The organism is Streptomyces sp. NPDC002476 (genome assembly GCF_042889785.1).
In the GTDB taxonomy this organism is placed as follows: Bacteria; Actinomycetota; Actinomycetes; order Streptomycetales; family Streptomycetaceae; genus Streptomyces.
Map to the genome: position 1 here is coordinate 14402 of NZ_JBIARH010000034.1, position 19898 is coordinate 34299.

Below are 19898 nucleotides of genomic sequence, written 5' to 3' on the forward strand. Positions count from 1 at the left end.
TGACCGGCAGCCGGTGACCACCGGAGGCGGGGGCGGGGCGGCGAGCGCCCCGCCCCCTTGCGTGCGGAGCGCCGTGGCCGGCCGACCGGGCTCCGCCGCACTCCGCGCGCTCCTCATGCCTTCCCGTCGTCCGGACGGGGCCTCACTGCCCTTCCCGTCAGGCCGGAAGCGCCCGAGGATCCATGACCCAGTGGTTGGTCCTGAACACACGGCCCGCGAACGTCGTGTCGGTCTCCGAGAGGAACCGGAAACCGACGGAGCGGCAGATGCCGTTCGACGCCGCGTTGCCCGTTGCCGGGAAGGCGTGCACGAGGCCCCAGCGGTCCTGATCCCGGGCCTGCTCCAGGAGGGCACGGACGGCGCGTTTGCCCAGTCCCCGCCGCTGGAACTCGGGCAGCACCATCCACCCGATCTCGGAGAACGGCCCGTCGCCGGCGTCGTGGGACCAGAGGTTCACCGTGCCCGCCACCACGCCGGGTTCGGCCGGATCGGGAATGATCATCTTGAGCCACGCGAGGTCGTCCGCCGCCTTCCGGGCATCCCGGCGGACCTTGTCCGCGATCCCCTCGCGCGGCAGAGGTCCGCCGAGATCGGCCATCATCTCGGGATCGCACTGCATCCGGATGTAGGCATCGACATCGTCCGGAATGACGTTGCGCAACCGCACGGGTTCCTCCTCGGTCTCATACGGATGGTCCCATGCCCCGGGAATGCCGGTCACAGGCCTCCCGGAGGCTGCGTCGGCGGGCATCCGTGCCCGCGCAGCGCGGTGAAGCAGGAAGCCCCCGGAAGGGTCGGACGACCCAGGCCGGAATCCCTGGACGTCAGGCCGGGGAGCACGTCAAAGCCATCCGCTGCGCTGTGCCTGCAGGGCCAGTTGGAAGCGGTTCACGGCGCCCAGCCGGGCCATCAGGATCTGCAGGCGGCGGAAGAGCGTGCGGCGGCTGATTCCCAGCTCGCGGGCGATGACGTCGTCGCCCGCGCCGCCCGCGAGAAGCCACAGCAGGCGGCGGTCGGCGGGGGACAGGCCGCCCGGGCGCGTGGTGCGGCCGTGCAGGGGCAGCGCGTTCTGCCAGCACTGCTCGAACAGCGCGATGAGAGCGGAGAGCAGACCGCACGGCTGCACGACCAGCATGGTGTTGTGGACGTCGGCCTCCTTGCTCGACAACGACACGAGGGCGTACGCCTCGTCGATGACGAGAAGCTTGACCGGCACCGACGGCAGCACCCGGGCCTGCTCGCCCGCCTTGACGCACGGCTCGACGGCATCCTTCAGATGTCCGGGGTGCTCCAGGGACTCCCGTGAGTACACGACACGCTGCGTCACACCCCGGGCCAGCGTCGCCAGCGCGTCCTCCGTGGCGCCCGTCAGAGGGAAGTACGGCGGGGACTCGAACTGCCGGATCTGATCGCGGGCGCTCATCCAGGCGCGACGCATCCTCGGGCCGATGGCCTCGCCGGTGACGACCTCGACGAGATGGTCGTTGTACGCGGCGAGCCGCTGCCGCCGGAACGATTCGAAAGCGCCCCCGATGGCGAGGCGCGACTCCTCGACCTCGGCCACGCGGTGCCGGGCGAGGACCTCCAGACCGGCGGTCGGCGGAACCGGGGCCACCACCTCCCCGCCCTCCTCCGCCGCACTGGCCAGACCGGCGTCGACCAACGCGCCGTAAGCAGCGGCCAGTTCCGGACCGTCCAGACCGACGGCGGCCGCGATCGCGCTCAGCGGGGCGGGAGCCAGTTCGAGCAGCGCCAGATAGACCCGGCCCGCCGCGTGATCGATGCCCAGGAGTCGAAGGGCCTCGCCGAGTCTCGCGTTCGTCATACGCCGCATTATCGACGGCTCCGGCCGGGGACGTGGCCGATCCGTGCCAGTGTCACTTTCCGGCACCGAGCGCGCCCGGCACGGGATACCGTCCCAGGAGCCGCCGACGACCGGCGGCGGCGAGGGCACCTCGGCCGCACCCGGGTCGGGTCCGTCCGCGGGGACACCCGTCCGCGCGGACGCTCCCGCCCTCGCCGCTGAGCGACCGAACCCGTCCAGAAGAAGGGTGTATGCCGTGGCGAAACGCCGGAAGAACGGTCAGTACTCAGGGATTTCCGAGGAGCTGTCCGCGCTGATGCGGACAGGGTGGGCGGAAACCGAGCAGCACGACCTCGGCCTCGACGAGCAGGCCCCGTACGCGGCCCGCCGCCGCGCCGCGCTCTCCGCGCGCTTTCCGGGCGAACGGCTCGTGATCCCCTCCGGACACCTCAAGATCCGTTCGAACGACGACGTCTACCCCTTCCGGCCGTACTCCGGCTACGTCCACATGACCGGGGACCGGGCCCGGGACAGCGCCCTCGTTCTCGAACCCCGGGCGGACGGCGGCCACGACGCCTTCTGCTACCGACTGCCGCGGGACAGCAGGAACGACGACGAGTTCTGGACCGGCGCCACCGCGGAGCTGTGGATGGGCCGACGCCGCACCCTCGCCGAGTCGGAGCAGGTCCTCGGTCTGCCCTGCCGGGACATCCGCACAGCGGCGGACGACCTGGCCGCCGCCCCTGGTGTGCCGACCCGGATCGTCCGGGGCACCGCCCCGTCCCTGGAGGCCGCCGTCGCCACGGAGAAGGAGCGCGACGCCGAACTGGTAGAGGCGCTCGACGATCTCCGCCTCGTCAAGGACGACTGGGAGATCGCGGAGCTCCGCAAGGCCGTGGACTCCACGGTGCGCGGATTCACCGATGTCGTCGGTGAGCTCTCCCGGGCGATCGCGTCGTCCGAGCGGTGGATCGAGGGCACGTTCTTCCGCCGTGCACGTCTGGAGGGCAACGCCGTCGGCTACGGCACGATCTGCGCCGCGGGCGAGCACGCCACGATCATGCACTGGACGGACAACGACGGCCCGGTGCGCCCGGGAGACCTGCTCCTGCTCGACGCCGGTGTCGAGACGCACACCCTCTACACCGCCGACGTCACGCGCACCCTGCCGGTCAACGGCACCTTCACCCCCTTGCAGCGCAAGGTCTACGACGCGGTGTACGAGGCCCAGGAAGCCGGCATCGCGACAGTCAAGCCGGGTGCCGCGTACCGCGACTTCCACGAGGCGGCCCAGCGCCATCTGGCGGCGCGGCTGGTCGAGTGGGGCTTCATCGAGGGTCCGGCGGACCGCGCGTACGAACTCGGCCTCCAGCGCCGCTTCACGCTGGCGGGCACCGGCCACATGCTCGGCCTGGACGTCCACGACTGCGCGCAGGCCCGGAACGAGGAGTACGTCGACGGCGTCCTGGAGCCGGGCATGGTGCTCACCGTCGAGCCCGGCCTGTACTTCCAGCCGGACGACCTCACCGTGCCCGAGGAGTGGCGCGGCATCGGCGTCCGGATCGAGGACGACCTGGTCGTCACCGACGACGGTCACGAGAACCTGTCGGCGGGCCTGCCCCGGTCCGCGGACGACGTCGAGGAGTGGATGGCCCGGTTCGCGGGCTGAGTCCGTCGAGGACGGGCCCGGCGCCGGGATCTCTCCGCGGGGAGCGGACTCCGGTGCCGGGCCCGGGACTTCGAAACCGTGCGCAACGCCCCCGAGAAGTGTCACGCCGGTGCCACGACCGGCCGTGGGGCGGCCCGGCCCACGGCAGGTCGTGGCCCGGGCCACCGGACAGGCCGGTCCCGACCGTCACCGAGCGGATCGGTGCCCGACGGGGGACAATGGCACCTCTGGGCCGGATGAGGTGGTGGGTGATGCCCGCATGGCATCTGCGCGACTATCACGACGACGATCTCGACCAGGCGATCCAGGTCTGGGACCAGAGCCGACAGGTCTGCCGTGACCCGGTCTTCCCCGTCTCCGAGGTGATGGCCGCGGCCAAGGCCGGTCAGCCCGCGGTGGTCGCGGTGGTCGGCGACGAACTGGTCGGCATGGCCGTGGCTCAGGCGTACGGTGGGCGAGGATGGATCCTCCTGGTCGCCCTGGCCTCCCGCTGGCGCGAGCGCGGGATAGGCAGCGCTCTCCTCGCCGAGTCGGAGCGTCGCCTGCGCGCATTGGGCGTGCGTCACGTCAGTGCACTGCTGCCCGCCGGTGCCGCCGGGACGAAGGCTCTGGAGAACGCGGGCTACCGGTTCCGTGACGACCTGACCTACTACGAGAAACTCGATCCGCCCGGAGCCGCGAACGCCGACGTCCTGGCGACGCTGGGCGGGCGCATGCTGCCCGGGGACCTCTGGGACGCCATGGCGGGAATGGACCGGGAGAAGCAGGTCGTCGAACGTCGTGTCGTGCTGCCGCTGAAGGAGCCGGCGCTGGCCGACCGCTACGGTGTGGCTCCGCCCAAGGCGATCATCCTGTTCGGCCCGCCCGGCACCGGCAAGACGAGTTTCGCCAAAGCGGTCGCCTCACGGCTCGGCTGGCCGTTCGTGGAACTCTTCCCGTCCCGGCTCGCGGCCGACACGAGCGAGGGGCTGGCCACGGCGCTGCGGGAGGCATTCGCGGAACTGGCGGAACTGGACTCGGTGCTGCTCTTCATCGACGAGGTCGAGGAGATCGCCGGCGTGCGGTCCGGGAAGGCGGTCGATCCCGGGCACGGGGTGACCAACGAGTTGCTCAAACTCATCCCCGTCTTCCGTGAACAGGACGCGCGCCTGCTGGCCTGCGCCACCAACTCGGTGCGCTCCCTCGACGCGGCCTTCCTGCGCCCCGGACGATTCGACTGCGTCATCCCCATCGGGCCCCCGGACGCGACCGCGCGCTCGGCGATCTGGGCCCGTTATCTCAGGACTGCCACCGACTCGATCGACCTGCCCCAACTGGTTGCGGCCAGCGAGCTGTTCACCCCTGCCGACATCGAGTTCGCGGCTCGCAAGGGCGCGCAGGCGGCGTTCGAGCGTGAAGTCACCCAGCGCCAGGGCCGGCCGGCCACCACCGAGGACTACCTGACCGCCATCGCCGACACACGGCCCACTCTCACCGCGCAGGCGATCGAGGAGTTCGCGGAGGACATCGAGAAATTCAGCCGACTATGAGCCTCGGTTCCTGCGGCGTGCTCCGCCCCCGACGGCGGGGTGCAGCGGATTCGGAGGCGCACGGTGCGACGCGCCTCGACCGTGGATATGGCCTCGCTCCGTACGGACAAGGCGTACTCCTCCGGACGTGGCAAGGGGGCGGGCGGTCGCAGACGTCCACGTCCGTCGAACCGCAGTATCGGTGAGGGCGTGAACCGACCGGCCGTCGGGCGGGCCTTCCTCCCGCCGCGGGGCGGCTACGCGAAGTCCTCGTCGCCGCCGAGCGCGGGGTCAGAAGGACGCGCCGTCATGGATCTCGGCTATGTATCCGCCAGGGAACTTCACGACGGCACTGTTGCGGCCCGCCGAGAGGCGGGGCCCCCACAACACCGTGGCACCGGCGGCCCTGGCCTTGCCCAGCGTCGTTGCGAGGTTCGCCACCCGGTACCCGGTCACCTCTCGCCCGAACGGATAGGGCAGATGTCCGTCGGAGACCGTGACGACGGTCTTCCCGAACGGCGAGGTCAGGCGGATCCTGCGGTACCTCTGCCCGGTCAGCCCGATCTCGCCCGCGTCCGCCTTCGGGGTGTCGGAGACGACCGAGCCGCCGGTGAACCTCAGATAGGAGCGCAGGAACGCGCTCACGGCGTCGGGCGAAACGTACACCCGGTTCTCCGGGACCGTCTCCAGCGGTTTGTACGCCGGAGCCTTGGTGTGCCAGTAGATCTGCGTGTTGACCCCGCCCGGGAACTGGATGACCGCGTCCTGACCGATGGGGTCGGGGAAGGGGGAGACGACGACGTCGGCCCCGCTGGCGCGCGCGTGCCGGATGCCGGCGTCCATGCCCGTCACGAGCCATCCGGTGCGCTCTGCTCCGAACGGGTACGGAACGGGCGTCTGGAAGTCGAAGACGGACAGGGTGCCGACCGGCGAGAGGATGAGTTCGGACTTCGTCCGACTGGGGGTGGGGGTGACGTCGGTGACCGATACGGCGGTGTTCGTCCCGCCGAAAGTGGCCTTCCAGCCGGCGGTGAAGGCGGGCACCTTGCCCGGTTCGACGTACACGTGCGTCGTGTCGTACTGAGGGCCGACCGCTATCCGGGTGCTGTCCTGGGCGGCGGCCTGTTCCGGGGCGTCCGCCGAGGTGGTGGCCGTGTGGGTGGCCAGCAGGCCGGACAGGGCAGCCAGGGGCGGAAGGCAGGCGAGAACGCGTTTCCTCATGAGGACTCCTCCGAGTCGGCAACGACAGCCGGGATGCGCTCGGCCCGGGCAGTCCCTGCCGGGGCCTTCCGTCGAATCCCTGTGACCGCGTACCGGGACCGCCTACCTACGCAGAGTAAAAAAGGTCCGCGCACGGCTGCACCTCGGAGAGCTCGGAGAGCCGATCACACCGCGAACGCCGGGCCGTCGCCGCCGCCCGCTCCTCGAACGACACCGGTACTTCCCCCGGGGCGGTGCCCGACCCCTGGGCCCGTCGTGCGGAGCCGGGACGGCGAGTGCCGGGTCGCCGCAGGCTCCGCGAGCCGCTCTCACCGCCGCGGAGCGGACTTCATGAGCCAGTTCACCGTACGGCTGACGTCGGACAGCGACAGGATTCCGACGAGTTCGCCCTCGTCCACGACCAGGACGCGGTGTCCGGCGCCGGGTTCCATACGGGGCAGTAGATCCGCGAGCGCGGTGGCCGGACCCGCGACGACGGTCTGTGACAGCGGCACCATCACCTCGCCGACCGTCACCGTCCCGCCCTGCCCGGGCGGCACCTGCCTGGCGGAGTTCAGGGTCACGAGCCCGACCGCTTCTCCGTGCTCGCCGGTCACGGGGAACGCCGAGTGCCGGTACCGGTATCGCGGGTCGGCCAGCAGGTCTGCCACCGTCAGGCCCATGGGCGCGGTGACCGGATCCCTCGTCATGACGTCACGCACCGGCACCCCTGCGAGCAGACCCCGCAGCTGGGCCTGCCTCCCCTCGGCGGTGGCGGCAGCGATGAGGAACCAGCCGATCAGGGCCAGCCAGAGTCCTCCGAACCCGCCGCCCCTCATGAACGCCACCAGACCCAGCACGACGAGCAGCCAGCCGAGGACGCGTCCCGCCGCGCTGGCCCCGGCGGTCGCCCGCAGCCGGTCTCCCGTACGCCACCACAAGAAGGCGCGCAACAGCCGTCCGCCGTCGAGCGGGGCGGCGGGAAGGGAGTTGAAGACGGCGAGCAGCAGGTTGATGCCCGCGAGCCAGGCCACCACCTCGATCAGGAGCCCGGGCGCGGACACCAGGGTGAGCAGCCAGTCGCCCAGGACGAAGAGTCCGCCCAGCAGCAGGCTGACCAGGGGACCGACACCCGCGATGCGCAGTTCCGCAGCCGGGTTCGACGCCTCCGACTTGAGCCGTGCCACCCCGCCCAGCAGCCACAGGACGATGTCGTCGACGGCCACCCCGTTGCGCCGGGCCACCACGGCGTGCGCGAGTTCGTGCGCCAGCAGTGAGGCCAGGAAGACCAGGGCGGCCCCGAGGCCCGCCGCCCAGTACACCACCGGGGCATGGCCCGGATACGTGTGGGGGAACCGGCCCTGTGCGAGGCCGAACGCGATGATGACGAAGATGAACAGCACGCTCCAGTGGACCCCGACCCGGACCCCCGCGATCCGCCCCAGTGCCAAGGTGGCCCGCACGGCGTCCCTCCTTGCTCGGCCTCTCTCCAGCGCCGCTCGACGTACGACAGGCCTCCGCCCGTGGCCGACGGGCCGGAGAGGGCGTCGGCGCCCAGCGGACTTCCGCCGAACAGGTTCAGGTCCCGTCGGGCCCGGTTCGGATCAGCGGAACGACGACGGCGACCACCGGCACGATGATGATCAGGATGATCCACACCCAAGGGGTCCGGTGCCTGCGAGACGGATCCTCCGGACCGCCTCCACGCGGCCGGTCCCCCGGAAGACCGGGGCATCGGGCCGGTCACGGCGGTAGAACTCGGAGTCGGACATGATGAAAGACCCTCTCTCGCCCCGTCGCCCCATTCGGGTGGGACGTCCCACATGCCCCATGGTCCCACTTCCGCCTCTTCCGCGACGCAGTGCCGTCGCCCGCCGGTCGGGGGAGCCTCGGCGGTTGTGCGCCGCACCCCGGGAGAATCCCCCGGGCCGGTGCGCGCGCGTGCCGGGCCCGGCCGGACGTGCCCGAAGACCGATGTCCCCGTTTGGCGGCACCGTGCGAGGGCCGTGCCCCTGATCTGCGTAATGCGGGAGTACGCGCAGGACAGTCCGCATAGTGCACAGGGGCGCACTGTGCGCCGCGGGCGCGCTTCCCCGGGTGTGCCACCCGCAGGCCGAGGAGGGAGTCGACCGGTGCTTCTGTTCCCCGGACGCAGGCGCGCGCTCAAGGAGAAGGCGCGCCGGATCGCCGAGGCGGGCTATGCCGCGGCCGACCGGCGTGCGCCCGTCTCGGAGGCCGCCCGGGGGATGATGCGCAAGGCGTTCCCCGACCACTGGTCCTTCCTCCTGGGCGAACTCGCCCTTTACAGCCTGATCGTCCTGGTGGTCACGGGCACCTTTCTGACGCTCTTCTTCGATCCCAGCATGAAGCAGGGGACGTACCTGGGTTCCTACAGTCCGCTGCATGGCCTGAGGGTCTCTCAGGCGTACGCCACGACGCTGCACATCAGTTTCGACGTGCGGGGCGGTCTGCTGGTCCGGCAGATGCACCACTGGGCCGCCCTGATCTTCGTAGCGGCCGTGGGAGCGCATCTGCTCCGGGTGTTCTTCACCGGTGCGTTCCGTCGGCCCCGGGAGGGCAACTGGATGGTGGGCGTGACGCTGTTCCTCCTCGCCCTTCTGGAGGGCTTCTGCGGCTACTCCCTGCCGGACGACCTGCTGTCCGGAACCGGACTGCGCACCGCGGACACCATCGTGGGCTCCCTGCCCGTCGTCGGCACATATCTGAGTCATTTCCTGTGGGGCGGAGCGTTCCCGGGCCAGTCGATCCTCCCGCGCCTCTACATCGTCCATGTCCTGTTCGTCCCCGGTCTTCTCATCGGCCTGGTGATCCTCCACCTGGGAATGGTCGTGTACCTGAAACACACTCAGTGGTCGGCACCGGGGAGGACCAACCGCAACGCGGTGGGACAGCCGATGTTCCCGCACTTCACCGCCAAGTCGGCGGGACTGAGCATGATGGTCGCCGCTGTCATCGCGTGGCTCGGCGCCACCGCCCAGATCAATCCGGTGTGGAGCTACGGCCCCTACCGGGCGGATCAGGTCTCCACCGGGTCGCAGCCGGACTGGTACGTCGGGTTCCTGGAAGGCGCGCTGCGGCTCATGCCCGCCTGGGAGAACGAGGTGGCGGGACACACGCTGATGTGGAACGTGCTGGTTCCGGCGGTGCTGCTGCCGGGGGTGTTCTTCCTGGTTCTCTACCTGTACCCCTTCTTCGAGAAGTGGATCACCGGTGACGTGGGCGAGCACCACCTGTGCGACCGCCCCCGGGACCGTGCCACGCGCACGGGCCTGGGCGTGGCGGCCATCGTCTTCTACGCGGTGCTGCTGGCCGCGGGTGGCAACGACGTGACGGCGTTCGTCTTCGATGTCTCCATCGAGACACTGACATGGATCCTCAGGGTCGTGCTGATCGTGGGGCCTGTGATCGCCTACCTCGTCACCAAGCGTGTGTGTCTCGCGTTGCAGGCACGCGAACGTCAGCTGGTGGAAAAGGGACGGGAGACGGGGCGTGTGGAGCAGAACGTCTACGGCGCGATCAGCGGCGGCCGCCGGCCGCTCGACAGCATGCGGCGCTACCGGGCACTGGTGAGGGACGTCCCCCGGCCGCTGGCCGCGCCCGGCAGGAGGGCATCGCGCCGGGCCCGCGTCCGCTTCCGGCTGAGCAATTGGTACTACGGCGACCGGGTCGACATGCCGACGACGGAGGAACAGCGCGCACAGATCGAGGAGAGGCTCAGAGATCCGGTCGACGAGTCGGAGAAGCGGTGAGGGACGGTCGCCCCGGTCACGCGACAGCGGCGCGTCCGTATGCCGGGTCCGGCGTCGGCACGCGCCGCCTCTCCTGAGCGGTCTCAGTCCTCCCGGTCGGCGAACTGGAACGTCATGCCGAAGACCCCGCACAGGGTGACGCCGAGGCCGATGAGGAACAGGAAGAGCGCATAGACCACGCCCAGGGCCATCAGCACCATCCCCACGGCGACGGTCACCGGATAGGCGCTGTGCGGCGGGAAGAAGTCCACGAGGCCGGAACGCTCCCGGATGTCCGAGTCCGGACGGTCCTCGGGTCGCGCGCCCCTCCTGCGGTGGTTCGCCCAGCAGAAGAAGCTGACGAGCGCCGACATGAGGAAGGAGACGGTGAGCGCCGCGGCGCCGGCCGGTTCGCGCGCGAACCAGATGTAGGCGGCGCCGGTGAGCAGGAAGAACAGCGCCACAACGGCGAAGAGTCGGGCCTCCGGCCTCATGCGCCCCGCCCTCCGGTCGTGTCCGGTGCGGGGGTGTTTCCGCCCGGCCCCGCCGCCTTCGGCGCGAGTGCCTCCGGATGGTGGAGATCGAACGCGGGGGAGTCGGAGCGGATCCGCGGCAGTGACTCGAAGTTGTGCCGCGGCGGGGGACAGGAGGTGGCCCATTCCAGCGAACGGCCGAATCCCCAGGGGTCGTTCACCGTCACCGCCGGAGCGTGCCGGGCCGTCTTCCAGACGTTGTGGAGGAAGGGCAGTGTGGAGATCCCGAGCAGGAAGGCGCCCATCGAGGAGACGGTGTTGAGCACGGTGAAGCCGTCGTTCGCGAGATAGTCCGCGTACCGGCGGGGCATCCCCATCTCACCGAGCCAGTGCTGGACGAGAAAGGTGGTCTGGAATCCGATGAACAGCGTCCAGAAGTGGATCCGGCCGAGCCGTTCGTCGAGCATTCTGCCGGTCATCTTGGGCCACCAGAAGTAGAAGCCGCCGAACATGGCGAAGACGATGGTGCCGAACAGCACGTAGTGGAGGTGGGCCACGACGAAATAGCTGTCGGTGACGTGGAAGTCCAGTGGCGGCGACGCGACAAGGACGCCGCTCAGTCCGCCCAGGAGAAACGTGGTGAGAAAGCCGAGGGCCCAGAGCATCGGTGTCTCGAACGACAGGCTTCCGTGCCACATCGTGCCGATCCAGTTGAAGAACTTCACACCGGTCGGCACCGCGATCAGGAACGACATGAGCGAGAAGAAGGGCAGCAGCACGGCCCCCGTGGCGAACATGTGGTGAGCCCAGACGGAGGCCGAGAGCATGGTGATGGCGATGGTGGCCCCCACCATCCCGACGTAGCCGAAGACGGGCTTGCGGCTGAACACGGGAAGGATCTCTGTCACGACGCCGAAGAACGGCAGCGCGACGATGTAGACCTCCGGATGTCCGAAGAACCAGAACAGGTGCTGCCAGAGCAGCGCCCCGCCGTTGGCGGCATCGAAGACGTGCGCCCCGAACTTGCGGTCGGCCATCAGCACCAGCAGTGCCGCCGTCAGCACCGGGAACGCCAGCAGGACCAGGACCGAGGTGAAGAGGACATTCCAGGTGAAGATCGGCATCCGGAACAACGTCATTCCCGGGGCGCGCAGGCAGACGATCGTGGCGATGAAGTTGACCGACCCCAGCGTGGTGCTGATGCCGCTCAGGACCAGCCCCATGGCCCAGAGGTCACCGCCGGCCCCGGGCGTGCGGATGGCGCTGTTCAGGGGGGCGTAGGCGAACCAGCCGAAGGAGGCGGCACCGCCGGGGACGACGAGACCGCCGACGACCATCAGCCCTCCGAAGAGGAAGAGCCAGTAGGTCAGCGCGTTGAGCCGCGGAAACGCCACGTCGGGCGAGCCGATCTGCAGCGGCATGACGGCGTTCGCGAACCCGGCGAACGTCGGCGTCGCGAACAGCAGCATCATGACCGTGCCGTGCACGGTGAACAGCTGGTTGTACTGCGTCGGATTCAGGATCTGGAGCCCCGGCCGTGCCAGTTCGGCGCGCATGACCATCGCCAGAACCCCGGCGAGCAGGAAGAAGGCGAACGAGGTGACGAGGTACATGTTGCCGATCGTCTTGTGATCGGTGGTCGTCACGATCTCCCGGATCCGGCAGCCCATGCGCACACGGGGGTTGTCGGTCACAGCCTTCTCCGGCGGTGTCCGCTGCAGGTGTTCCAGCTGTGACATGGTGCCTCCGTGGTTCCGCGCGGCGGCGGTGACGGGGCCCGCCGCCGCGCAAGCTGGGTGGTCTCCTTCTGACGGCCGGACACCTTCCTGTGAGCCGATGACCCGCCGCGGGCACCGGTGGGCGTCCGCGTTCGGCGGCACGGGACGCCGGTGACATGGCGGTGAGGCCACGGCGGAGTGCCGCTGGGGAGGGGAGTGGGCCGTCCTCCCGGACGGAGGGCGGTGGGGAACGAGGAGAGACGGCTCCGCTTCGGTCACGGCCGGGCCCAGGCAGAGCCGTGACGGTGTCCGGCACCCCGAGTTCCGGACACCGTCACGGGGAGCCGAAGCGGGTAGCGGCTCTCCACCGATATGAACGAAACCCCCTCCGCCGAGGATTCGCCGCCGAACGGGTGAGCGGTTCAGGCCGACGGGGAGCGCCGTTGCGCCCCTGCTGGAGCGATGCGTTCCGGTAGCCGTCCCACCCGCCATGGGGTCGACGGCAGAAAGCGTTTTCTACATACGGGGATCCGGTCGGCGCGGCGGGCCCACTCCGCCCGTCGCCGGTGCGCGCGGCCATCCGTTACGCGAACACGTCGAGGCTGCCTGTCATACCAACACGGCATAGACGAGGAAGAAGGCCGCGACGAACACGACGACGACAAGAATGGCGATCAGTGGCCCTGCCGCCCATCCCCTGGGGGGTTCGTTGCGCGGCCCTGCTTCGGAGGTGCTGCCTTCGGCAGGGGGCGTCTCGCCGGGAGGGACGCCGCCGCCGGGCTCCAGGCCGGTCGTATGGCGCGGATCAGGATCCGGGTTCCCAATGGTCATACTCTGTATTTACCCATCTGATATGAATCGCACCATCTCCTCGTGGAGAGGTCTGCTCTTCATCGGGCCTGTGCCCGACGCTGTCGGGCCGGTGTCCGGCGTTCTGCCGCTCGGACCCTGCGACGGGATGGATCGCTGCCGAGCCGTCGGGGTCTGTGCCCCTTTGTGCGGGACAGCTCGAGGCTGAGGGGGACGGTGGAAAGCTCTATACCATGAAGTAGCGCCGCCTTGTGGTGAGAACAGTAGGTTATCTCCGCCTTCGGAGAGTCACGCGCGGCCGGGGGCGCACTGAGCGACGCGGCCGAAGTCCTGAGCAACGCTCTCAAAGGGAGACCGCGACGACGAGGAGACCGCGCAGGCCGAGGAGGAGCGGGAGCGGCCGAGGCGTCGGCCCGCTCCCCGGCGCCGGAGGGAGTGAGTCATGGCCGTGTACGTGTACACCGTCGTGGACAGAACTCATCCGCAGCGGCTGGACGGCCTGCCCGGCGTGGGCGACCCGCCGACGACCCTGCGCACCGTGGGCTCGGAGAAGCTGTCCGCCGTGGTCAGCGACGCCCCGGAGGGGCTGCGGCCCGAACGCCGGGACCTCGCCGCACATCACGCGGTGCAGGAGCGTCTGATGGGCGACGGCGCCGCACTTCCCATGCGGTTCGGCTCCATCACGACGGACGACGGCGCGGTACGCGCAGTGCTGGAGCAGCGCACCGAATGGTTCCTCGATCGTCTGCGGGCACTGGAAGGGTGCGTCGAGTACAACCTGAAAGCCGGGCAGGACCGGAGCGCACTGCTGCGGCAGATCCTGCGTGATTCCGAAGCGGCGCGCAGGCTGAACGACGAGATCAGAGGCGGTCGTGACGATCCGCAACTTCCTTTCGTGCTCCGTGAGTTGATGGACGGCGAGGTGCGGGACCGACAGGGGCGCACGGCCGAGACGATCGTCGATTCTCTGCGCGGCTTCGCTCGGGAGGAACACGCGTCACAGTCGGCGGGGGACGACTTCCTCAACGCGTCCTTCCTGGTGGAGCAGGGGAAGGAGAAGTCCTTCCGCGCCGCCGAACGGGAACTCGCGAAAGGACTCGGACCGGACTACGACCTGCGGCTGCGTGGACCGCTGGCCCCGTACAGCTTCGTTTAGCAGGCGGGACGGGACCGCTCCTCACCCAACTGGTCGCTCTCCCCCCTGGCCCCCGTGCGCGGGGTGGCGTGGGTGATCGGGCGCGTCGTGGAGGCGGCGGAGAACGAGTACGACGACCCCGGGCCGGTCGAACGGGAACCCGCCGCCCTCGAACGCCGGCTCCTCTCGGGTGAGACCGACGAGGAGACGTCCGACCGGCGCGGGACGAACCCTTGGACCGGTCGGACGAGATCAGGGCCCGTGGCCGGGGCGAACACCGCCTGAACAGGCAGCGGACTCCTCCGTGGGGCCGCACGGTTCCTCGGCCGAGGCCTTCCTCCCGCGGCCGGGGCCTTCTCGTGCGGCGCGGCGCGGTGGACGCGTCCCCGGCGTCGTCCACGGCATCGGCGCCGTGCGGTCGATTCACGCCCTGAACGAGCTGCGGACGGTGGCCGCCCGGGGGCCGGCGACGAGCCGTTGCCGCCGGGCTCCGCAGGGTGCTCCTGGTGGTGGTTGGGCCGAATGGAGCAGACAGGGATGGGCGAGCGGCGCAAAGAGGGAAGCTCGTTCGGAGAGAACTCCGGATCCAGGCGCGGGAAGGGAGGCCGACGGTGGCCACGATGACGGGCGAGACGCGGGACGGTTCGGTGTCGGGGTGTCTCAGGTTGCCCGGCATCGTGCTCGGGGTGGGGATGGGCGGGTTCGCCGACGGCATTCTGCTGCACCAGGTCCTGCAGTGGCACCACATGCTCAGCAGCACCGACCACGACCGTATCGGAATCAAGTACTACGACCCGAACACGGTTTCCGGCCTGGAGATGAACACCATGTGGGACGGCTTCTTCCACACCGTGTGCTGGCTCGCCGTACTGATCGGACTGGCCATCCTGTACGCCCGCGTCACCCGCGACCGGCTACGGGTGTGGCGGTCGCGGGTGCTGTGGGGCTGGATGCTCGTCGGCTGGGGCCTGTTCAACCTCGTCGAGGGCGTCCTGGACCACCACGTCCTGGGCATCCACCACGTCCGCCCCGGAGACGGCCAGGTCTGGTGGGACATCGGCTTCCTGGCCCTGGGTGCTGTGCTGATCGCTGCCGGCTACCTGCTGCAGCGCAGCGGCCGGCCCTTCGACCCGGCCGTGCCCGCCCGCCACCGGGAAGGCCGTCACGCCTGATGGGACATGACGTGTCCGTGCACCAGCCCCTGGGCAACGGGGCCCTTGAGACGCTGCTGCCCGTCCTCGCCCTGTCGGCAGCCGCCGGCGCGTACCTGCTGCTGGCACACCGGGCCCGCCGCCGCAACCCGGTCCTGGGCTGGAGTCCGTGGCGAACGGCGAGCTTCCTGACCGGGACCGTCCTGCTCGGGGCGGCTCTGCTGCCGCCGGTGGCGTCCCTGGCCCACGACGACTTCCGCGCGCACATGATCCAGCATCTGCTCATCGGCATGTACTCGCCGCTCGCGCTCGTCCTGGCAGCGCCCGTCACCCTTCTGCTGCGCACCCTGCCCGCGCCCCGGGCCCGTCGGCTGACCGGCATGCTGCGCAGCACGCCGGCCCGGTTCGTCGCCCGACCGGTGGTGGCCCTCACGCTCTCCGTCGGCAGCCTCGTCCCGCTCTACTTCACTCCCTTGTACAACGCGATCGCGGGTGTACCGGCGGCGCATTGGCTGTTGCACGCGCATTTCTTCCTGTCCGGATGCCTGTTCACCCACGCCATCGCCGGTCCCGACCCCGCCCCGTCGCGACCGGGCGTGCGCGCACGTCTGGTCTGCCTCGGGGTGGCCGTCGCGATGCACGCGGTGGTCTCGCAACTCATGTACGGCGGCTTCCGGGTCCACATCCACGCGCCGGTCGACCAGGTCCGAGGGGGCGCGGAGATCATGTACTACGGCGGTGACGGCGCCGAACTGCTCCTGGCCGCCGCTTGGGTGACCACGTGGCGACCCGACCGCCGGCGTACGGCACCGCCACGCGTCGCCGAGACCGGAGCGCGGAGGCAGGGCGCCGAGGCGGATTCGTCGGCCCCTGTCTCGCCGGGACCATCGCGACCGCGAATGGTGGCTTCACCCACGCACGATTGGTCATCGCCATTACCATGACCACCGGAACGGCTGTCTTGCTGACCACAGGGCGCTGGACAGTAAGGACTGGACGGGAGTCTGTCGTGACCACCGCACTGATCATCGGCGACATTCAGCAGGGCATCACGAGCAGCTACCCGTTCGCCAGGCGTGTCGTGCCGCCGCTCACCGAACTGCTGCCGCGCGCCCGCGCGGCCGGTGCCCTCGTTGTGTTCGTGCACTTCGCCTTCCGGGGCAACGGGACCGACCTGCCACCGGGCAACGCACTCTTCAGGACGTTCTACGAAGCCGGGGACGCCTTTCATGAGGGATCGGCCGGAACGGAGATCGCTCTGCCGGTCGCGGACGAGGACGTCGTCGTGATGAAGCGCCGCGCCAGCGCGTTCGCCGGCACGGATCTTGACCTGGTGCTCCGTGCGAGCGGTGTCGGCGCCGTCGCGATCGCCGGGGTCGCGACCAGCGCGATGGTGGCTGCGACGTGCTATGACGCGGCGGACCGCGGCTATGAGGTGACCGTGCTGCGTGATGGTTGCGCCGACGGTGACGCGGCGATGCACGACTTCTTCATGGACGCGGTCTTCCCCAGCCGGGGATTCGAGGTCATGCCCTGCGCCGGTTGGCGTGGGGAACAGAATTGATCTCGACCGCGGTCATTCTCCGATGGCGGCGACGGTGATGGTGGCTTCGCATCGGACGGCGAGCTTGTCGTGCCTGGTCACCACGGAGCGGGTCCTTTTCAGATGGTTGCTGCTCCTGCAGGCAACAGCGGTTCCGTGCACACACATTGACTGCTCGTCGGATCGTCCCCACCTACGGTGATCACGGCAGACCGGGATCGGCTTCTGAGAGAGTCCTGGTCTCCGACGGCCTGGTCGGACTGTGATGCCCGCGTCCCGCCCTCGACGAGGCTCGCGGACAGGTGAGCGGCGAGAGCGGCCTGCAGTGCCCGGGGCCTCGACCGGCCAGGTGCCCGCAGACGATGACCTCCAGGGTGGCCCGCGGGATGCCCTGGAGGTCATCGGCGTGGTCCCGGGGAAGTGGCCGTGTCGTGCGAACCGCCGACCACCAGGGTGGACGCGCTGATCCGTCCCAGGGCGGGGCGCAGATGCGACGCGGCGAGGGCGTCGCAGCAGGCCGCCTACCCCGCCGGGTCGGCTTCGGCGAGGTTGTCGAACAGCCTGCGGCCGAAAGGGGTGCCTGCGGTGTCCGCGGCAGCGAACCAGCGGTCCGGGATGGTCGGAAGAAGGGGGGGGCGGTGCCCTCGTGCCGGACGAGCTCCGCCCGCCGGCGCCGGGTCCCGGGCGCCCCGAAGTGCCCGGAGGAACGGCGGCCAGGGAGGCGATCCGCTCCGGGCCGCACAGGGAGGCCGCGCGGCACCCCGTCGTGCGGACCCCTCGTGCACCGTCCGCGACGGCTTTACGACCCGGGGAGCAATAGGGAGCGGGCTCCCTATTGCTCCCCAGGTCGTTAGATTGGGAGGATGCACGAGGGCATGGTCACCCTGTTCCTCGGCGGGGACGTGATGCTCGGCCGGGGCATCGATCAGATCCTTCCGCACCCCGGTGATCCGGCGCTGCGAGAGCCGTACGTCCACGACGCCCGGGCCTACGTCGAGCTGGCCGAGGCGGCGAACGGGCCGATTCCCCGGCCGGTCGACTTCCGCCGGCCGTGGGGCGAGGCGCTGCCGGTCCTGGACCGCGCGGCCCCCGACGTGCGGGTGGTCAATCTGGAGACCGCCGTCACCGGCGACGGGGACTTCGCGCCCGGCAAGGACGTCCACTACCGGATGAGCCCGGCCAACCTGCCCTGCCTGGCCGCGGCCCGCCCGGATGTCTGCGCGCTGGCCAACAACCATGTGCTCGACTTCGGCCCGCGCGGTCTCCATGAGACGCTCGACGCCCTGGCGGAGGCGGGGCTGCGGACCGCGGGCGCGGGCCGGGACGCGGTGCGAGCGGGACGGCCGGCGATCGTGCCCCTGCGCGCCGGCGGGCGGGTGCTGGTCTTCTCCTTCGGGATGCCGTCCAGCGGGATCCCCGTGGACTGGGCCGCCACCGGGCAGCGGGCCGGTGTCGACGTCGTCGCGGAGCCCTCGGTGGCCGCCGCGGCCGCGTTCGCCGACCGCCTGCGGCAGGTCCGGCGACCGGGGGACATCACGGTCGCCTCGGTCCACTGGGGCCCCAACTGGGGCTACGGCGTCTCCCGCTCCGAGGTCCGCTTCGCCCACGCACTCCTCGACGCGGGCGTGGACGTCGTGCACGGCCATTCCTCGCACCACCCCCGCCCGCTGGAGCTGTACAAGGACGGGCTCGTCCTGTACGGCTGCGGCGACCTCGTCGACGACTACGAGGGCATCGGCGGCTACGAGAGCTACCGGGACGACCTGCGGCTGCTGTACCTGGTGTCGGTGGAGGCGGACACCGGCCGACTGGTCGACGTGCGGATGGTGCCCCTGCGGGCGCGCAGAATGCGTCTCGAGCCCGCCTCGCCGGAGGACACCGAGTGGCTGCGCGCCGTCCTGGACAGGCACAGCCGGGCGTTCGGCACCCGCGTCGACGGCGGTCCCGACGGCACACTCACGCTGCGGACCCCGCGCGCCGCGCCGCGCACATGACACGGACGTGTTGCGACCCGGAGAACCATCCCCGGCGCCCGCCCCGTCGCACGGGAGAGGGGAGCGGGCCCGTGGTCACTTCGCGTACTCGATGTCCTGCTCGTCGATGTGCACGGAGTTCGGCACCATGGCCTGCGGGCGGACCACGTCCTTGAGCAGGAAGAGCGCCAGGTCCTTCGCGCTCCTGCCGCGCGGCGCCTTTCCCGCCTGCGGATCCACCGTACTGATCCGGGCCACTTCGGCCAGGAGCCGTTCGACGAGGCCGGGGATGATGTCCGGGCCGACCAGGACGTTCCGGTGGAGTAGCTCGGGGCGCTCCAGAACGGCCTTCTGAGGCCCGGTGTAGCGCTGCCTGGAATTGGTTTCCTCGGCTATCCGAGTCCGGATCTTGTTCGACTCCGTGCGGCGTTCATCGGTCATGGAACGTGGTTTTCCGGGCCCTGGGGGCGAGGGTGCGCTTGTCGGTGCCGCCGGCGCCGATCACGACGTGGTTGCCCGATGTGTACGCGCGGGCGCCGACTTCGGCGGCGGAGGCCCGGGCGGCGCTGCCGTCGTGGACGCGTACGTCGGAGAAGTCGGCTTCGAGACGTGCCTCCATCTCGGTCCGGGTTGCGTCGTCGAGGGGCTTGCCACCGGTACGCAGGACGTTGTGGACGGCGGACCGCTGCACCGCGGGCTGCTGGGCCTGCCGGTGTCCGCGGTCCGTGCTGTGCTGGTGCTCCTCCTGGCCCATGGCTGCCCGGCCTGACGGAGCATCTGGACAAGGGCCGGGTTCCCGGCCGTGCTCTGCAGCGGGAGGACGCCCTCGGGCGGCATCCGCTCGTCCGCCGCGGGCTTGCGGGCCGGCGCATGCCAGGTCGCCGCGGCGGTCGGTCTCACGTGGTCGTGATCGCGCAAGGGGTCCTCTTTCCGCGTAGGTACGTATCTCCTTCTGCATACGTCGCGCCTCCCGCCCGACCCAGGTGCTGAGAGGCAGAGAAGAGCGGGCGGGCGGGCAGACTGTGGGGCCTGGAGCCCCGGCGAGGGAGCTTGATCCGGCCCAGCGTGCAAGGGAGTCCGCGAGACCCCGGAGGAACGCGCCGCCGAGGACCTTCGCGTGGACACCACGACGGCGGCGCTGTCGCCGCTCCGGTCAACTCCCGAG

The 19898-nt window shown here is 70.4% G+C and carries 18 protein-coding genes; 9 read left to right on the plus strand and 9 right to left on the minus strand.

The window, feature by feature from the left end:
- Positions 1 to 157: 157 nt before the first annotated feature.
- Together ACFYXM_RS28995 and ACFYXM_RS29000 are read right to left on the minus strand one after the other, a co-directional pair.
- Positions 158 to 667 carry a GNAT family N-acetyltransferase gene (locus tag ACFYXM_RS28995; protein ID WP_389293736.1) on the minus strand — a complete coding sequence of 170 codons (510 nt, stop codon included), beginning with the start codon at positions 665 to 667 and terminating at the stop codon, positions 158 to 160.
- 174 nt (positions 668 to 841) lie between these two features.
- Positions 842 to 1825 (minus strand): LuxR family transcriptional regulator, encoded by a 984-nt coding sequence (locus tag ACFYXM_RS29000; protein ID WP_389293738.1) that lies wholly within the window; start codon positions 1823 to 1825, stop codon positions 842 to 844.
- 235 nt (positions 1826 to 2060) lie between these two features.
- On the opposite strand from ACFYXM_RS29000, the gene ACFYXM_RS29005 reads away from it, so the two are divergent.
- Together ACFYXM_RS29005 and ACFYXM_RS29010 are read left to right on the plus strand one after the other, a co-directional pair.
- Complete coding sequence (locus ACFYXM_RS29005) at positions 2061 to 3473, plus strand: aminopeptidase P family protein (RefSeq protein WP_389293740.1); 1413 nt, start codon at positions 2061 to 2063, stop codon at positions 3471 to 3473.
- A 251-nt stretch (positions 3474 to 3724) separates the two neighbouring features.
- Entirely contained in the window at positions 3725 to 5002 is a 1278-nt protein-coding gene (locus ACFYXM_RS29010; protein WP_389293742.1) for an ATP-binding protein, read from the plus strand.
- Positions 5003 to 5272: 270 nt separating this feature from the next.
- Here ACFYXM_RS29010 and ACFYXM_RS29015 read toward each other — a convergent pair whose 3' ends face one another.
- Positions 5273 to 6202, minus strand: coding sequence for a glyoxalase (locus ACFYXM_RS29015; RefSeq protein WP_389293743.1), 930 nt, complete (start codon positions 6200 to 6202; stop codon positions 5273 to 5275).
- A gap of 308 nt (positions 6203 to 6510) precedes the next feature.
- Positions 6511 to 7644 carry a site-2 protease family protein gene (locus tag ACFYXM_RS29020; protein ID WP_389293745.1) on the minus strand — a complete coding sequence of 378 codons (1134 nt, stop codon included), beginning with the start codon at positions 7642 to 7644 and terminating at the stop codon, positions 6511 to 6513.
- A 783-nt stretch (positions 7645 to 8427) separates the two neighbouring features.
- On the opposite strand from ACFYXM_RS29020, the gene ACFYXM_RS29025 reads away from it, so the two are divergent.
- A complete protein-coding gene (locus tag ACFYXM_RS29025; protein ID WP_389293819.1) occupies positions 8428 to 9951 on the plus strand; it encodes a cytochrome bc complex cytochrome b subunit in 1524 nt (507 codons plus the stop codon).
- Between the two features lie 83 nt (positions 9952 to 10034).
- On the opposite strand, the gene ACFYXM_RS29030 is transcribed toward ACFYXM_RS29025, so the two are convergent.
- The 3 genes from ACFYXM_RS29030 to ACFYXM_RS29040 form a co-directional block, all read right to left on the minus strand.
- Complete coding sequence (locus ACFYXM_RS29030; RefSeq protein ID WP_389293747.1) at positions 10035 to 10424, minus strand: cytochrome c oxidase subunit 4; 390 nt, start codon at positions 10422 to 10424, stop codon at positions 10035 to 10037.
- Positions 10421 to 12073: a cytochrome c oxidase subunit I gene (ctaD, locus tag ACFYXM_RS29035; RefSeq protein ID WP_389293820.1), complete on the minus strand. Its 1653-nt coding sequence runs from the start codon at positions 12071 to 12073 to the stop codon at positions 10421 to 10423. Before ctaD ends, ACFYXM_RS29030 begins: the two co-directional genes overlap by 4 nt.
- A 657-nt stretch (positions 12074 to 12730) precedes the next feature.
- Complete coding sequence (locus tag ACFYXM_RS29040) at positions 12731 to 12952, minus strand: DUF6480 family protein (RefSeq protein WP_384422043.1); 222 nt, start codon at positions 12950 to 12952, stop codon at positions 12731 to 12733.
- Positions 12953 to 13373: 421 nt separating this feature from the next.
- Between ACFYXM_RS29040 and ACFYXM_RS29045 the strand changes: the two genes are divergently transcribed.
- The 6 genes from ACFYXM_RS29045 (at position 13374) to ACFYXM_RS29070 (ending at position 18754) form a co-directional block, all read left to right on the plus strand.
- Positions 13374 to 14087: a GvpL/GvpF family gas vesicle protein gene (locus ACFYXM_RS29045; RefSeq protein ID WP_389293749.1), complete on the plus strand. Its 714-nt coding sequence runs from the start codon at positions 13374 to 13376 to the stop codon at positions 14085 to 14087.
- 72 nt (positions 14088 to 14159) lie between these two features.
- Positions 14160 to 14351 carry a gas vesicle protein GvpG gene (locus ACFYXM_RS29050; protein WP_389293750.1) on the plus strand — a complete coding sequence of 64 codons (192 nt, stop codon included), beginning with the start codon at positions 14160 to 14162 and terminating at the stop codon, positions 14349 to 14351.
- Positions 14352 to 14686: 335 nt separating this feature from the next.
- A complete protein-coding gene (locus ACFYXM_RS29055) occupies positions 14687 to 15238 on the plus strand; it encodes a DUF2243 domain-containing protein (RefSeq protein ID WP_389293822.1) in 552 nt (183 codons plus the stop codon).
- The gene (locus ACFYXM_RS29060; RefSeq protein ID WP_389293751.1) at positions 15238 to 16161 is read left to right on the plus strand and encodes a cytochrome c oxidase assembly protein; all 924 of its coding nucleotides are present in this window, start codon (positions 15238 to 15240) and stop codon (positions 16159 to 16161) included. Before ACFYXM_RS29055 ends, ACFYXM_RS29060 begins: the two co-directional genes overlap by 1 nt.
- A 65-nt stretch (positions 16162 to 16226) precedes the next feature.
- On the plus strand, positions 16227 to 16781 hold the full coding sequence (locus ACFYXM_RS29065) for a cysteine hydrolase family protein (RefSeq protein WP_389293752.1): 555 nt from the start codon (positions 16227 to 16229) through the stop codon (positions 16779 to 16781).
- 842 nt (positions 16782 to 17623) lie between these two features.
- Positions 17624 to 18754, plus strand: a complete 1131-nt coding sequence (locus ACFYXM_RS29070) for a CapA family protein (protein WP_389293753.1) — start codon at positions 17624 to 17626, stop codon at positions 18752 to 18754.
- Between the two features lie 75 nt (positions 18755 to 18829).
- Here ACFYXM_RS29070 and ACFYXM_RS29075 read toward each other — a convergent pair whose 3' ends face one another.
- Together ACFYXM_RS29075 and ACFYXM_RS29080 are read right to left on the minus strand one after the other, a co-directional pair.
- The gene (locus tag ACFYXM_RS29075; RefSeq protein WP_389293755.1) at positions 18830 to 19174 is read right to left on the minus strand and encodes a hypothetical protein; all 345 of its coding nucleotides are present in this window, start codon (positions 19172 to 19174) and stop codon (positions 18830 to 18832) included.
- The gene (locus tag ACFYXM_RS29080) at positions 19164 to 19487 is read right to left on the minus strand and encodes a DUF4157 domain-containing protein (RefSeq protein WP_389293756.1); all 324 of its coding nucleotides are present in this window, start codon (positions 19485 to 19487) and stop codon (positions 19164 to 19166) included. Before ACFYXM_RS29080 ends, ACFYXM_RS29075 begins: the two co-directional genes overlap by 11 nt.
- Positions 19488 to 19898 lie beyond the last annotated feature (411 nt).

Bases quoted from the DNA above. Each gene is read 5' to 3' on its own strand.
- ACFYXM_RS29000 (WP_389293738.1), bottom strand. From the start codon at position 1,825: ATGACGAACGCGAGACTCGGCGAGGCCCTTCGACTCCTGGGCATCGAT.
- ACFYXM_RS29010 (WP_389293742.1), top strand. From the start codon at position 3,725: ATGCCCGCATGGCATCTGCGCGACTATCACGACGACGATCTCGACCAG.
- ACFYXM_RS29015 (WP_389293743.1), bottom strand. From the start codon at position 6,202: ATGAGGAAACGCGTTCTCGCCTGCCTTCCGCCCCTGGCTGCCCTGTCC.
- ACFYXM_RS29025 (WP_389293819.1), top strand. From the start codon at position 8,428: ATGATGCGCAAGGCGTTCCCCGACCACTGGTCCTTCCTCCTGGGCGAA.
- ACFYXM_RS29030 (WP_389293747.1), bottom strand. From the start codon at position 10,424: ATGAGGCCGGAGGCCCGACTCTTCGCCGTTGTGGCGCTGTTCTTCCTG.
- ctaD (WP_389293820.1), bottom strand. From the start codon at position 12,073: ATGGGCTGCCGGATCCGGGAGATCGTGACGACCACCGATCACAAGACG.
- ACFYXM_RS29040 (WP_384422043.1), bottom strand. From the start codon at position 12,952: ATGACCATTGGGAACCCGGATCCTGATCCGCGCCATACGACCGGCCTG.
- ACFYXM_RS29045 (WP_389293749.1), top strand. From the start codon at position 13,374: ATGGCCGTGTACGTGTACACCGTCGTGGACAGAACTCATCCGCAGCGG.
- ACFYXM_RS29055 (WP_389293822.1), top strand. From the start codon at position 14,687: ATGACGGGCGAGACGCGGGACGGTTCGGTGTCGGGGTGTCTCAGGTTG.
- ACFYXM_RS29060 (WP_389293751.1), top strand. From the start codon at position 15,238: ATGGGACATGACGTGTCCGTGCACCAGCCCCTGGGCAACGGGGCCCTT.
- ACFYXM_RS29070 (WP_389293753.1), top strand. From the start codon at position 17,624: ATGCACGAGGGCATGGTCACCCTGTTCCTCGGCGGGGACGTGATGCTC.
- ACFYXM_RS29075 (WP_389293755.1), bottom strand. From the start codon at position 19,174: ATGACCGATGAACGCCGCACGGAGTCGAACAAGATCCGGACTCGGATA.
- ACFYXM_RS29080 (WP_389293756.1), bottom strand. From the start codon at position 19,487: ATGGGCCAGGAGGAGCACCAGCACAGCACGGACCGCGGACACCGGCAG.